Consider the following 13,407-nt stretch of genomic DNA (forward strand, 5'->3'; position numbering starts at 1 on the left):
GCACGCCAGCGGCGCAGGCTCGCTCCAGTGCGCGAGCCCTGCGCCGCAATATTTGAACGACCGTGCAACAATTGGTAACGGCTAAGAGTCAAGATGCAGGTGGTCAATTATGGAGGCACCTACATGCAAGCGCGCAAGGCAATGCTGATTCTGCACGGCAAGCAAGCCATGAACGAAGACGTACGCACCGCCGTGCATGATCTGCGCGACACTGGCTGGGCATTGGACGTGCGCGTAACCTGGGAGGGCGGTGATGCCCAGCGCCTGGTCAAGGAGGCACTTGCCGCCGGTTACAGTCACATTGTCGCCGGCGGTGGTGACGGCACCTTGCGGGATGTGGCCGAAGCCATGGGCCTGGCGGGCACCGAAGCCAGCCTGGTGTTGCTGCCGCTTGGAACCGCCAACGACTTTGCCAAGGCGGCCGGTATTGCGCTGGAGCCTGCCCAGGCACTGGCGCTGCTCAATGAACCGGCGCAGGCAGTTGATCTTGGGCAAGTGGGCGAGCAACTGTTCCTTAACATGGCGACCGGCGGCTTTGGCAGCCAGGTCACAGCCAGTACGTCCGAAGACCTGAAGAAGTTGATGGGGGCCGCCGCCTACGTATTCACCGGCTTGTCACGCTTCAGTGAACTGGAGGCAGCCTCGGTCGAGTTGAAAGGCCCGGATTTCCATTGGCAGGGTGAGTTGCTGGCGCTAGGGATCGGCAACGGTCGCCAAGCCGGGGGAGGGCAGGAGTTGTGTCCGGATGCGGTGGTAGATGACGGGTTGCTGGATGTTGCGATCCTGCCCAAGCCGCAGGAAGTGGTCGGCGCATTACGCGATTTGCTGGCAGGCGATGGGCTGTTCATTCGCACACGGTTGCCGTGGGTAGAGATCAACAGTCAACAGGGCCTTGATATCAACCTCGATGGCGAACCGCTCAAGGCGGACAGCTTGCGTTTCGAAGCGCGGCCCCAGGCGTTGCGCCTGCACCTGCCGCAAGGCTGTCCATTGCTCAGTCATCGAGGCTGATGATCTTTTCGCGCACCGCGAACAGCACCAGCCCGGCGACGTCGTGAATTTGCAGACGTTTCATCACTTGCGAGCGATGGGTTTCGACTGTCTTGATCGACAGCCCCAGACCGTTGGCGATTTCGCGGGTGGACTTGCCGCGCACGATCAGGCGCAGAATTTCCAGCTGCCTGGCAGTCAGGTTGTGTCGCTCGCACGCCGGACGTCTGGCGGGTCTAGTATGACGCAAGGCCTGATTGATGACGGTGTGGGCAATGGCCGGGCTTAGGTAGCGCTCCCCGTTGCGCACCGCGCTAAGCGCCTGCTCAAGTTCAGAGGCGCTGGTGTCCTTGAGCAGATACCCATGGGCACCGCCCTCAAGGGCGCGCATGATCAACTCCGGGTCCGTGTGCATGGAGAGGATCAGCACCTTGCAGGCGCTGCCGCTGGCATTGAGCTGGGTCAAGGCGTCCAGCCCGCTGGTTGATCGCATGGAGAGGTCCAGCAGGATGATATCGGGCATCAACGTCCGCGCCTGATCCAGCAACTGCCCGCCATCGTCGGCCTCGCCGACTACCTCGTACCCGGGTATGTCACTGACCAGGGCGCGGACCCCCGCCCTGATCAACGAATGGTCATCCACCAGCAACAATCTACAGGTCATGGGTATCCACTCGGTCAGCGCGTTGCCGGCTACGGGGCGGCCAGGGGAACACGGCATCGATGCGGGTGCCCTGGCCAACATCGCTGGTAATCTTCAAGCTGCCGTCAAGGGCAGTGACCCGCTCGAGCATGCCAGCCAGTCCACGCTGACTGGCAAGGTGCGGTTCTCGGGCAGGCTTGAAGCCGCAGCCATCGTCCTCGATCGACAATGCCAGGCCCAGCTCCGTACGCCGTAGGTGGATGACGAGATTGCGCGCCCCAGCGTGGCGCAACATGTTGGTCACCGCCTCCTGGGTGATGCGAAACACTGCCATTGCGACATTTTCGGCAATGCCCCCAAGGCGTTGCTTGCAAGACAGGCTCCATTGCACGCCGCTACCGTCCAAGGTGCGCAGCAAGTGCGCGCGCAGGCTGGCCTCAAGACCAAGGCTGGCCAGCTGACGGGGGTTGAGCAGGGCAGAAACGTCGCGCACAGCGCTCAACGTATCGTCCAGCGTGGCATGCAAGGCATCGCAATGCCCCTGCACATCCCCGGGCGTTCGTCGCTGCAGCCATTGCAGCTGCAATTTCGCAGCGGTCAGCAGCTGGCCGATGTCGTCATGAAGCTCCCGGCTCAGGTGCTGGCGTTCATCTTCTTGCACTTTTAGCAGGCGCTCGGCGAGTTCCGCAGGGCGCAAGCTGATCGAGCGCGCCCCCGTACGCAGTTGCACGGCAGCGACCAATACACCGGTCAGCTGCAGCACCACCAGGCTGATGGGTACGGGGCGCTCAGTCAGGTGCAACACCAGGCAGGCGATGCAGGAAACCACACTGATGCCTGCCGTGGCCCAGCACAGCCTGGTGTACGGGGGGCTACAACGAAAAGAGGTCATCAAGCGTGGGAACATAGGTAGGGGAGCCGCTGAAGTATTGCTGATGGGGGCCTTGCACATTACTGCTCAGAAGCTTTTGCGCCGTACTTTCGATGTTTTTTCGACCACGTTTCATTCAACCTTGTGTCAAGTTGAAGCGTTTCGGTGGGGCATACTACCACCTCGAATACCCGAGGTCGCCGCCGAAGACGACTTCACCTAGATAATTCTTATTGTTGTGAATTGCCCCATAGCGGCGCCTGACTTGCTTGTCTGAGGCTATTTCCTACAACTTTGTAAATTAAAGCTACAACTTTCCAGTTTCGCCAAAGTTGTACTTCTGGCATGCAACTGCAGGGTGGCAAATTGCCCTACGGTTTGTCGCCAAGGTCGGGCTCTTGGCGGTCATGCGCTGCACCGTCACCTGTTAACCAGGCTTATGCCAGAGAAGATCGAACCGCCCTGGCCAGTTCGCCCAGCAACACAAATTGTTCTCCAGCGTCCAGGTCCAGCCGCCCCGTGTGTGCGTCCAGTAGCTCGAGCTGCCAGGCCAGCAGCCTCAGGCATGCGGCAGTAGTACGCAGCGTGTCAAGATGCAGGCATGCGCCTTGGCAGCAGGGTGCCAGTATCTGCTGAAGGGAAGTAGTGAAGTGGGCCACTTCAAGCAGCCCCAAACGCTGTGCGTCATGTGCCAAGTCGCTTAACGCAGCGTCCAGACACCTGCAGGCATCAGGGTCATTTTCGATGAGCTCAAGATGCTGCAAGCAGTCCTCTGCTCTGTGGAGGCGCTTCTGAGCCTTCTCGCGAAAACCTTCAAGCGCCTCCGAGAAGGGTAAGGCACTGTCCATCATGGCGCCTCCATGGGCAGGACAGGCGATAGAGACGGGCACGCCGTTACGATAGCTAGCAAAGCCTGACTCCATTCATGCAGTGAGAATGGCGTCACATTAATGGCTAAAAGATAGAGCGAACATCAGGTTGTACCTGAGTGCCGCTAGGGGTTTCCCTGATAGGCAAGAAAAAAACGGAACTTTTCAGCCCGTGGGAGTGGTATTAGGAAACCCGTTAAGCATGCTGTTAAAGTGACATCAAATAAGGGGGGGTGTAGCGTTTACTAGGGGTCAAGATGCTACGCCAACTGCCGATACACACACAATCGCGCATATTTTCGACATGAGCCTGGGGGCTTACCAATGGCTGGCATTCTCGACACGGTAGACCAACGCACACAACTGGTAGGTGAGAACCGGCTGGAAATCCTGATGTTCCGGCTGGCTGGGCGTCAGCTTTTCGCAATCAACGTCTTCAAGGTGCAGGAGGTGTTACAGCTGCCCAAGCTGACCCTGATGCCGCAGCGCCACGCGTTCGTCTGCGGTGTGGTCAACCTGCGAGGCCAGACCCTCCCGGTCATCGACCTGTCCCAGGCAATCGGCATGCGCCCCATTCAGCCAGGCCCTGACAGCACCATCATCGTCACTGAATACAACCGCTCGGTGCAGGCGTTTCTGGTGGGCGGGGTCGACCGCATCGTCAACCTCAACTGGGAGTCCATCATGCCGCCACCGACCAGTGCCGGCCGTCAGCATTACCTGACCGCCATCACCAAGGTGGACGACAAGCTGGTAGAGGTGATCGATGTGGAAAAGGTGCTCGCCGAGATCGTGCCTTACAACGCTCGCGTTTCGGGCGAGAAGCTGGCCGATCCGGTTCTGGCAAGGGCACGTGGTCGCGAGGTGCTGCTGGTGGACGATTCCAGCGTGGCCCTGGCCCAGTTGCGCGACACGCTCTCGCAGTTGGGGATGAAACTGCACGTTGCCAGTGATGGCCTCAAGGCGTTGCGCATGCTCAAGGCTTGGGCCGATGCCGGGGAGGACATGTGCGAAAAGCTATTGATGATCTTTACCGATGCTGAAATGCCGGAAATGGACGGTTATCGCCTGACCACCGAGATCCGCGAGGATGCGCGCCTGCGTAAGCTGTACGTCGTACTGCACACGTCGTTGTCGGGCAGCTTCAACGAATCCATGGTCAAGAAGGTGGGTTGCGACAATTTTCTGTCCAAGTTTCAGCCTGATCGCCTGGTCGATGTGGTCAAGCAGCGCCTGTTGCTGGACAACACCAACGCGTGATCGCGCGCCCTGCCGGGTATAAGCTGACGTTTTTGTGAATTATGAGGCGGCAGGGATGTTTCTCAGCAAGCTCTATCGGTATCCGGTCAAGTCAGGGCGGGCACAATGCCTGCAAGCCTCTCCCGTGGGTCTGCTTGGACTGGAAGGAGACCGTCGCTGGATGCTGGTGGAGGAAGAAAACGGGCGCTTCCTGACCCAGCGTGCCTGGCCGCAGCTCGGGCAGCTCGAAGCAGTGGAGTCACGCGGGGCACTGTTGCTGCGGGCGCCTGGGCAAGTGCCGCTGAATGTGGTGGCCCCAGCCGAGGATGCCCCGCTGCGAGGGGTGACCTTGTGGCGCGACACCTTGCGCGTGCCGGATGCCGGCGATGAGGTCGCCGGCTGGCTCAGTGGCTGGCTAGGCAAACCGGTGAGGTTGGTCTACTGCCCGCAGCAGCGGGCCAGGTACCTGCCCAATGGCTATGGCACCGACCGTGACCGTGCCGCCTTTCCCGACGGTTTCCCGTTGTTGCTCATTGGCCAAGGGTCGCTCGATGAGCTCGATCGCCGTATCGGCCGGCCCATGGACATGCTGCGGTTCAGGCCCAACCTGGTGGTTCAAGGGGCCGAGGCTTTTGCAGAGGATGGCTGGAAACGCATTCGCATCGGTACGGTGGAGTTTCGTGTTCTGAAGCCAAGCGTGCGCTGTATTTTCACCACCATCGACCCTGCCACCGGGGAGCGCAGCCCTGAGCGGGAGCCCATGACCACGCTTAGGACGTTCCGGGAAAAGGAAGGGGACATACTGTTTGGGCAAAACCTGGCCGCCGATGGCAGCGGGCACCTGGAAGTTGGCATGAAGGTGCAGGTGCTCTGAGTCGCCGGGCAGCTGGACGCCGGTGTGACCGGCGCCCAGGCTTGATCAGCCGGCAGTGGCCCTTACATGTCGTCGAAGTAGCGCTCGTGCCAGTCCACCAGAGGTTGTGGCATGTTGAGCTTCTGCCCGTAGATCACCGAGTAGGACAGCACGTTCTGAACGTACTGACGGGTTTCATCGAACGGAATGGACTCGACCCACACGTCGAAGCTCAGGTGCTTGGCACCTTTGAGCCATTGCCGCACGCGGCCTGGGCCTGCGTTGTAAGCCGCTGACGCCAGTACTCGGTTGCCGTTGAACTGGCTGTGCACTTGGCTGAGGTAGGCGGCCCCCAGCTGGATGTTCTTGTCCGGGTTCAGGACCTGTGCGGGCGATGCCAGTGGGATGCTGAACTTGCGCGCCGTTTCTTTGGCTGTAGCAGGCATCAACTGCATGAGCCCGCTGGCGCCCACGGGGGAGCGAGCATCTTCCATGAAGGCGCTTTCCTGACGGGTGATTGCGAACACCCAGCTTGAATGCAGGCCGCGCACCTTGGCTTCGCGTACCAGGGTGTCGCGGTGCGCCATGGGGAAGCGCACATCCAGGTCATCCCAGTACTTGGCCTGGCTGATGGTGCGAATGGCCGGGAAATACCAGCGCAACTCGTAACCCAGGCGCGCCTGGGCAACCATTTCGTCGCGGTTGAAGTGACGGCTAACGTGATACCACTCGCGGCGACCTTCGACGATCTGACCGCGAGCATGGAATTCAAGGGCGCGTTGGATGCCAGGGGTGTTGCGCACTTTCTTGACCAGCTGTGGGCTGAGCACCAGGGGCTTGTTGTTCAGCTGGTAAGGGGCTTGCGCACGGTCCGCAGCCAGGAAGCCATAGAAATCACGCTCGCGGGCAACGGCCTTGTACAGCTGCGGGACTTGCGGATTCTTCGGCTGTGCCAGCTCCAGGCTGCGCGCCTGCCAGTACTTCCAGCGACTGCTCTGGGCCAGGTCGCCGCTCAGGCGCTTGGTGAGCGCGTAGGCGTCTTCCCAGCGGCCCAGGCGCAGCAACAGGCGCAAGCGCCATTCACTGACGGTGTCGTCCCGCAGCTCCGGGTCGTAGCGGGTCATCAGGTCAAGCGCGCGCGGGTCATAGCGCCGGGCCAGGGTCAGGCCGATCTCGCGGGCAATGGCCACTTTTTCATCGCGGGAAAAGTGCATGCGCTGGGCGTAGTCGTCAAGCAGCCCCATGGCGCGCTCCGGGTCCTGCCGTGCAAGGCGGCGCAGGCCGAGGCTGACGACGTCCGAGGTGGCCTCGTCGGCCTGGGTGAAGCGTGATGGCTGGTTGAGCAGTTCGGGTTTCTGCGCCACATCGATCAGCAGGCGGCCTTGTGGCGCCAGCGTGGTCAGGGTCTTGACCAAGTTCTCGGCCAGGCCGTAGTTGCGCGCCTGGGCAGCAAGCTTGGCCCGTTCCCAGCGTTTGCCCTCCGTGAGTTGCCCCTCTGCGGCCCACATGGCGAACAACGGGTCGCAGGCAGCAGGCTGGGACTTGCCCACCGACCACAGCTTGTCTGCCGTGGCAAAGCCTTCGGTGCGCATCCCGTGGCTAAGCTGGTACTGGCCGTTCAGGCAATCGAGCTCGGTGAAGTTGAGCTTGGGATCGTAGTAGTTAGCGAAGGTCTGCCACTCGCCGCGTTCGGCCAGCCAGCGCAACCAGCGCAGTTTCATCCAGTTGGCTTGCGGCAGATCGCCATGCTTGGCCAGGAAACCCTCGATCTCCTCGTTGCTGGCAGATTTCAGGCGCGCGGTCAGTTCGTCATAGGCCAGGTAAGGTGTCAGCGGATAGTCGCTCAACGCCTGGGCATAGCGCAGGTACGGGCCCTTGTCGCCCTTGGCCAGCGCACGCTTGGCTTCATCGTAGTATTGACGTTGCACGGTGATGTCGGTGGCCTGGGCCGCGCCGGTGGCAGCGGTGAGCAACAGGCATGAAGCAATTTGTAACAGGCGGCTGCGCATGATACGTCCGGGCAGTTGAACCATGGGAAAGTGGCGGCTGGGCCAGCACTGTTGGGAACGATGGCCCTAGCTTAGCCGTTTGCGGATGACAGGTGAAAGCACTGTGCTTGTATCGGGATATTAAGTTCGACCGGATGTCGCCGTGGGTGGCAGGCGCTGGCCTTGCGGATGTCGGCGCAGGGCCAACTCAGGTAGAATGCGCGCCCGATTTATGGAGACGAACATGACCCTGCTCAAATTCAGCGATGTGTCCCTCGCATTCGGCGCCATGCCGCTGCTGGACAAGGTGTCCTGGCAGATCGCTCGTGGCGAGCGGGTGTGCATCATCGGCCGCAACGGCACCGGCAAGTCGAGCATGCTGCGCCTGGTCAAGGGCGAGCAGAAAGGCGATGACGGCGACATCTGGCGCGCCCCTGGGCTGAAGATCGGCGAGTTGCCCCAGGAACTGCCATTGGCCGACGAGCGCACGGTGTTCGACGTGGTGGCGGCAGGCCTGGATGGCGTTGGCGAGCTGTTGGCACAGTTTCATCACCTGAGTCAGAACATCCAGGGCGATGAAGACCTGGAAAAGCTGATGCACGTGCAGCACGAGCTGGAGGCCCGCGATGGCTGGCGCCTGCAGCAGGTGGTTGAAAGCACCCTGAGCCGCCTGCAGTTGCCGGCGGACAAGACCTTGGCGGAGTTGTCCGGCGGCTGGCGCCGTCGTGTATTGCTGGCCCAGGCACTGGTGTCCGAGCCCGACCTGTTGCTGCTCGACGAACCGACCAACCACCTGGACATCGGTGCCATCGCCTGGCTTGAGGAAGCACTGCGCGGGTTCAACGGCGCTGTGTTGTTCATCACCCACGACCGATCCTTCCTGCAGAACCTGGCCACCCGCATCCTCGAGCTCGACCGAGGCGGCCTGATCGACTGGAACGGCGACTACGCCAGTTTCCTGGTGCACAAGGAGGCCGCGCTGGCCGCCGAGGAAACCGCCAACGCCCTGTTCGACAAACGCCTGGCCCAGGAAGAGGTGTGGATCCGCCAAGGCATCAAGGCCCGTCGCACCCGTAACGAGGGCCGCGTGCGGGCACTCAAGGCGCTGCGCGTTGAGCGCGGCGAGCGCCGGGAGCGGCAGGGCAAGGCCAACATCCAGATCGAGGCGGCCGACAAGTCGGGCAAACAGGTCATGGTGCTCGAGCACGTCAGCTTCTCGCACCCGGACGGGCCGATGCTTGTCAAGGATTTTTCCATGGTGCTGCAGCGCCAGGACCGTATCGGTCTGCTGGGGGCCAACGGCACCGGCAAGACCACCTTGCTCAAGCTGATGCTGGGTGATCTGGAGCCCACGTCGGGCAAGATCGAACGCGGCACCAAGCTTGAAGTCGCCTATTTCGACCAGATGCGCCATCAGCTGGACCTGGAAAAGACCGTCATCGATAACCTCGCCGAAGGCCGTGACTTCATCGAGATCGAGGGGCAGAGCCGGCATGTGCTGAGCTACCTGGGTGACTTCCTGTTCAGCCCGCAGCGGGCCCGCACCCCGGTCAAGGCATTGTCCGGCGGCGAGCGTGCGCGTCTGCTGCTGGCCAAGCTGTTCAGTAAGCCGGCCAACCTCTTGGTGCTCGACGAACCCACCAACGACCTGGACGTGGAAACCCTCGAGTTGCTCGAAGAGGTGCTCTCCAACTACAAGGGTACCGTGCTGATGGTCAGCCACGACCGAGCGTTTCTCGACAACGTCGTGACCAGCACCCTGGTGTTCGAAGGCGATGGCTTGGTCCGCGAGTACGTGGGCGGTTACGAAGACTGGATTCGTCAGGGCGGTTCGCCAAAGCTGCTTGGGGTCACCGAGAGCAAGGGCGGCAAGTCAACGCTCAACAGTGCGGTGGTGGAGAAGGTCGAGGCCAAGCCGCAAGCCGTCGCTGCGCCAGTGGTCGAGGAGTCGAAGAAAAAGCTCAGCTACAAGCTGCAGCGTGAGCTGGAGATGCTGCCAGGTCAGATCGACGCGCTGGAACAGCGCATGGCCCAGGCTCAGGAAGAGGTGAGCGCGGCCGGTTTCTATCAACGTCCGATCGCGGAGACGTCAGCGGTGCTGGCGAACATCGAGAAGCTGCAAGGTGAGCTCGATGCCCTGGTGGAACGCTGGGCCGAGTTGGAAGGCTAAGCAGACAGTGCGCTTAGGGCCTGCGCGTGGCGGGCGAGCCCGCTACCAGGTGCCGGAGGGAGGAGACAAACCCGAGGCACCTGGCGTTGCGGCTTGACGTGCCGCGATGGACAGGTTCAGTCCTTTTTCTGCAGTCGCACTGCCAGCACATCGCAGGGTGCGCCATGCAAAACGTCATTGGCCGTGGAGCCCAGTAGCAGCGCCAGGCCGTGGCGACCGTGGCTGCCCACGACGATCAGGTCGCATTTCTGGTCTTTGGCCAATTGATGAATTTCCTGACGGGGCTGTCCGTAAGTCAAGTGCGAGTCGCCGCGCTGAATGTCCGGATATTTGTTGAACAGGCGATCCATGCGTTCCTTGGCCTGGTCGAACTGCTGCTGTTGCAATTGCGACAGATCCATCGGCACGTCCCCGCCAAACGCCATGGCCATGGGTTCGACGATGTGCACCAGTGAGACCTTGGCGTTGGTTGGCTGGGCCAGCGCCATGGCGCGCTTGATCACAGGGTCGCATTCTTCCGTCAGGTCGACGGCGACCAGCAGATGTTGGTAGGTCATGAGCTCTACTCCAGGCAATCGCTATAGAAGAAGTATGGTCGCTTTCGGGCGGGTCATGCGTGAAAAATGGCTAACCAGCTCATTTGCAACGGTTTATGGGAACTACTGATATGACGGTATTGCTGGTGGTGTCAATCCTTGCGCTGATTCTCAGCCCGCTCTCCTGGCTGCGCAACTCGCGCAATCAGAGCGAGCAGATGCGCTTGCGCCTGGAGGCGCGGCGCATGGGTCTGGCCATGCAGCTGGCGCCTCAGCAGTGGCCGTACTGGTTGGAAAAGCAGCCGCCGAGCCCATGCCCGCAATATCATCGGGCCCGCAAGCGGGGGCATGTCGACAGCTTCAGCTTCTGGCAGATCAGCCCTGGCGTATGGTGCAACCAGTGGCGAGAACCTTGCGAAGACCCACGCTTCATGCAAGCGCTGGCCCGTCTGCCGGCAAGCGCCTACAAGGTCGAGGCCGATGCGCGGATGATAGCGCTCTACTGGACGGAGCGCGGAGATACGGCTGGATTGCAGGACGTTGCCTATGTGCTGGAGACACTGGCCTGACCCCAAAGGCACTCGGCGGGCTGTCCAAGACACCCTGAGATGCGGTGCAACGACACAGCGGCGATTCGGCGGTCCCTGACAGGGGCCTGCTCAATCGCCGCTTTGTCATTCTGCCTCAAGCGAAGGCGGGGCAGGCCAGTGAATTCATCGCGTCATGTGGGGGCTGGCGCTTGTGCCCGGATCAGCCAGACTGCAGAGCACGCCAAGGCTGACAAGGTTTGAAAATTGCCAGCATGAATGGGCAGCGATCAGCCCCATGATCGGTCGTGCCCGGCCTGTGGAAAGTGACCGCAAAGTCGGCTTTTCTGCCGTGGGTGCAGCATTTGACAATGCAGATCTTTTCGGAGAATGTGTGCACACCCAAATCAAACGGGCGTATGAATTGAGCGTTTGCATTGCACGTCACTCATTCATGTGCTCGACTCGCGCGCTGACGGGTGTGCCTGGGGCAGGTGGCCATGATGGCTGCGATGCCGCAGCGATCGGCGTGTACAGTTCAGCTTCCATATCTTGGAGATCAGTTGATGATTTACGAAGGTAAAGCCATCACGGTTAAGGCTCTTGAAAGTGGCATCGTCGAGCTCAAGTTCGACCTCAAGGGTGAGTCCGTCAATAAGTTCAACCGCCTGACCCTGAGCGAGCTGCGCCAGGCTGTGGACGCCATCCAGGCCGATGCGTCGGTCAAGGGTGTCATCGTCAGCAGCGGCAAGGACGTGTTCATCGTTGGTGCCGACATCACCGAGTTCGTCGACAACTTCAAGTTGCCCGAGGCCGAATTGGTCGCCGGCAGCCTGGAAGCCAACCGTATCTTCAACGCATTCGAAGACCTTCAGGTGCCCACGGTTGCGGCCATCAACGGTATCGCCCTGGGCGGTGGCCTGGAGATGTGTCTGGCAGCCGACTACCGCATCATGGCCACCACCGCGCGCATCGGCCTGCCCGAAGTGAAACTGGGCATCTACCCAGGCTTTGGTGGCACCGTGCGCCTGCCGCGCCTGATCGGCTCGGACAATGCCGTCGAGTGGATCGCCGCGGGCAAGGAAAACAGTGCCGAAGACGCCCTGAAAGTGGGTGCCGTCGATGCTGTGGTCGCGCCTGAGTTGCTCATGGCCGGCGCTCTGGACCTGATCAAACGCGCCATCAGCGGCGAGCTGGACTACAAGGCCAAGCGCCAACCCAAGCTTGAAAAACTCAAGCTCAATGCCATCGAACAGATGATGGCCTTCGAAACCGCCAAAGGCTTCGTCGCTGGGCAGGCAGGCCCGAATTACCCAGCGCCTGTGGAGGCGATCAAGTCCATTCAGAAAGCGGCTAACTTCGGTCGTGACAAGGCACTGGAAATCGAAGCGGCGGGCTTTGCCAAGCTGGCCAAGACATCGGTCGCACAGAGCTTGATCGGCTTGTTCCTGAACGATCAGGAACTCAAGCGCAAGGCCAAGGCCCATGACGAGATTGCCCGTGACGTCAAGCAGGCGGCCGTGCTGGGCGCCGGTATCATGGGCGGTGGCATCGCCTATCAGTCGGCGGTCAAGGGCACCCCGATCCTGATGAAGGATATCCGCGAAGAGGCCATCGAGCTTGGGTTGAACGAAGCGTCCAAACTGCTGGGCAATCGGGTCGAGAAAGGTCGGCTGACACCGGCCAAGATGGCCGAGGCGCTCAATGCGATTCGCCCGACGCTGTCCTACGGTGATTTCGCCCACGTAGACATCGTGGTCGAGGCAGTGGTCGAAAACCCGAAGGTCAAGCAGGCCGTGCTTGCCGAGGTGGAAGGGCAGGTGAGGGAGGATGCGATCCTGGCATCCAATACCTCGACCATTTCCATCAATCTGCTGGCAAAAGCGTTGAAGCGCCCGGAAAACTTCGTGGGCATGCACTTCTTCAACCCGGTGCACATGATGCCGCTGGTGGAAGTGATTCGTGGCGAAAAATCCAGTGAAGCGGCAGTCGCCACCACCGTCGCCTACGCCAAGAAAATGGGCAAGAACCCGATCGTGGTCAACGACTGTCCAGGGTTTTTGGTCAACCGCGTCCTGTTCCCGTACTTCGGCGGCTTCGCCAGGCTGGTCAGCGCGGGGGTGGACTTCGTGCGCATCGACAAGGTCATGGAAAAATTCGGCTGGCCCATGGGCCCAGCGTACCTGATGGACGTGGTGGGCATCGACACCGGGCATCATGGCCGTGACGTCATGGCCGAGGGGTTCCCCGATCGTATGAAGGATGAGCGCCGCTCTGCCATCGACGCCTTGTACGATGCCAACCGCCTGGGCCAGAAAAACGGCAAGGGCTTCTACGCCTATGAAACCGATAAGCGCGGCAAGCCGAAAAAGGTCGCCGATGCCAGCGTGCTCGAGGTGCTCAAGCCCATCGTGTACGAGCAGCGTGAAGTCAGTGACGAGGACATCGTCAACTGGATGATGATCCCGCTGTGCCTGGAAACCGTGCGCTGCCTTGAAGATGGCATCGTCGAGACCGCCGCCGAGGCGGACATGGGCCTGGTCTACGGCATTGGCTTCCCACCCTTCCGCGGCGGTGCGCTGCGCTACATCGATACCCTGGGTGTAGCCGAATTCGTCGCCCTGGCCGATCGCTATGCCGACCTGGGGCCGCTGTACCACCCGACCGCCAAGCTGCGTGAGATGGCCAAGACGGGCCAGCGCTTCTTCAACTGAGCGGTCA

Annotated in this window: 10 protein-coding genes and 1 pseudogene; 6 read left to right on the top strand and 5 right to left on the bottom strand. The window is 61.2% G+C overall.

Annotated elements, in window-relative coordinates:
* Positions 1 to 123 precede the first annotated feature (123 nt).
* Positions 124 to 1,011, top strand: coding sequence for a lipid kinase YegS (gene yegS / locus B2J77_RS07090; RefSeq protein ID WP_058606173.1), 888 nt, complete (start codon positions 124 to 126; stop codon positions 1,009 to 1,011).
* Here yegS and B2J77_RS07095 read toward each other — a convergent pair.
* From B2J77_RS07095 to B2J77_RS07105, 3 genes and pseudogenes are all read right to left on the bottom strand, one after another.
* Positions 995 to 1,654, bottom strand: coding sequence for a response regulator (locus B2J77_RS07095; protein ID WP_058639667.1), 660 nt, complete (start codon positions 1,652 to 1,654; stop codon positions 995 to 997). The two genes, yegS and B2J77_RS07095, sit on opposite strands and share 17 nt — an antisense overlap.
* Positions 1,644 to 2,540 (bottom strand): sensor histidine kinase, encoded by an 897-nt coding sequence (locus tag B2J77_RS07100; protein WP_058639666.1) that lies wholly within the window; start codon positions 2,538 to 2,540, stop codon positions 1,644 to 1,646. Before B2J77_RS07100 ends, B2J77_RS07095 begins: the two co-directional genes overlap by 11 nt.
* 404 nt (positions 2,541 to 2,944) lie before the next feature.
* Positions 2,945 to 3,352, bottom strand: a pseudogene (locus tag B2J77_RS07105) (histidine kinase); the annotation flags it as partial.
* Between the two features lie 345 nt (positions 3,353 to 3,697).
* On the opposite strand from B2J77_RS07105, the gene B2J77_RS07110 reads away from it, so the two are divergent.
* Complete coding sequence (locus tag B2J77_RS07110; RefSeq protein ID WP_058639664.1) at positions 3,698 to 4,633, top strand: chemotaxis protein CheV; 936 nt, start codon at positions 3,698 to 3,700, stop codon at positions 4,631 to 4,633.
* 55 nt (positions 4,634 to 4,688) lie between these two features.
* On the top strand, positions 4,689 to 5,486 hold the full coding sequence (locus B2J77_RS07115; RefSeq protein WP_078478264.1) for an MOSC domain-containing protein: 798 nt from the start codon (positions 4,689 to 4,691) through the stop codon (positions 5,484 to 5,486).
* Positions 5,487 to 5,548: 62 nt separating this feature from the next.
* On the opposite strand, the gene B2J77_RS07120 is transcribed toward B2J77_RS07115, so the two are convergent.
* Entirely contained in the window at positions 5,549 to 7,474 is a 1,926-nt protein-coding gene (locus tag B2J77_RS07120) for a transglycosylase SLT domain-containing protein (protein WP_058639662.1), read from the bottom strand.
* A 223-nt stretch (positions 7,475 to 7,697) separates the two neighbouring features.
* On the opposite strand from B2J77_RS07120, the gene B2J77_RS07125 reads away from it, so the two are divergent.
* Entirely contained in the window at positions 7,698 to 9,623 is a 1,926-nt protein-coding gene (locus tag B2J77_RS07125) for an ATP-binding cassette domain-containing protein (RefSeq protein ID WP_058639661.1), read from the top strand.
* A 116-nt stretch (positions 9,624 to 9,739) separates the two neighbouring features.
* Here B2J77_RS07125 and B2J77_RS07130 read toward each other — a convergent pair whose 3' ends face one another.
* Positions 9,740 to 10,180 carry a universal stress protein gene (locus tag B2J77_RS07130; RefSeq protein ID WP_058606178.1) on the bottom strand — a complete coding sequence of 147 codons (441 nt, stop codon included), beginning with the start codon at positions 10,178 to 10,180 and terminating at the stop codon, positions 9,740 to 9,742.
* Between the two features lie 110 nt (positions 10,181 to 10,290).
* Between B2J77_RS07130 and B2J77_RS07135 the strand changes: the two genes are divergently transcribed.
* The gene (locus tag B2J77_RS07135) at positions 10,291 to 10,728 is read left to right on the top strand and encodes a hypothetical protein (RefSeq protein ID WP_078478265.1); all 438 of its coding nucleotides are present in this window, start codon (positions 10,291 to 10,293) and stop codon (positions 10,726 to 10,728) included.
* A gap of 524 nt (positions 10,729 to 11,252) precedes the next feature.
* Positions 11,253 to 13,400, top strand: a complete 2,148-nt coding sequence (gene fadB / locus B2J77_RS07140; RefSeq protein ID WP_058639659.1) for a fatty acid oxidation complex subunit alpha FadB — start codon at positions 11,253 to 11,255, stop codon at positions 13,398 to 13,400.
* Positions 13,401 to 13,407: the final 7 nt, after the last annotated feature.

Origin of the sequence: Pseudomonas parafulva (assembly GCF_002021815.1) — a bacterium.
Lineage (GTDB): Bacteria > Pseudomonadota > Gammaproteobacteria > Pseudomonadales > Pseudomonadaceae > Aquipseudomonas > Aquipseudomonas parafulva_B.

What these genes read in the sequence shown, in the direction of transcription:
- B2J77_RS07135 (WP_078478265.1), top strand. Translation starts at nt 10,291, where the DNA reads ATGACGGTATTGCTGGTGGTGTCAATCCTTGCGCTGATTCTCAGCCCG.
- yegS (WP_058606173.1), top strand. Translation starts at nt 124, where the DNA reads ATGCAAGCGCGCAAGGCAATGCTGATTCTGCACGGCAAGCAAGCCATG.
- B2J77_RS07115 (WP_078478264.1), top strand. Translation starts at nt 4,689, where the DNA reads ATGTTTCTCAGCAAGCTCTATCGGTATCCGGTCAAGTCAGGGCGGGCA.
- B2J77_RS07125 (WP_058639661.1), top strand. Translation starts at nt 7,698, where the DNA reads ATGACCCTGCTCAAATTCAGCGATGTGTCCCTCGCATTCGGCGCCATG.
- B2J77_RS07100 (WP_058639666.1), bottom strand. Translation starts at nt 2,540, where the DNA reads ATGTTCCCACGCTTGATGACCTCTTTTCGTTGTAGCCCCCCGTACACC.
- B2J77_RS07095 (WP_058639667.1), bottom strand. Translation starts at nt 1,654, where the DNA reads ATGACCTGTAGATTGTTGCTGGTGGATGACCATTCGTTGATCAGGGCG.
- B2J77_RS07110 (WP_058639664.1), top strand. Translation starts at nt 3,698, where the DNA reads ATGGCTGGCATTCTCGACACGGTAGACCAACGCACACAACTGGTAGGT.
- B2J77_RS07120 (WP_058639662.1), bottom strand. Translation starts at nt 7,474, where the DNA reads ATGCGCAGCCGCCTGTTACAAATTGCTTCATGCCTGTTGCTCACCGCT.
- B2J77_RS07130 (WP_058606178.1), bottom strand. Translation starts at nt 10,180, where the DNA reads ATGACCTACCAACATCTGCTGGTCGCCGTCGACCTGACGGAAGAATGC.
- fadB (WP_058639659.1), top strand. Translation starts at nt 11,253, where the DNA reads ATGATTTACGAAGGTAAAGCCATCACGGTTAAGGCTCTTGAAAGTGGC.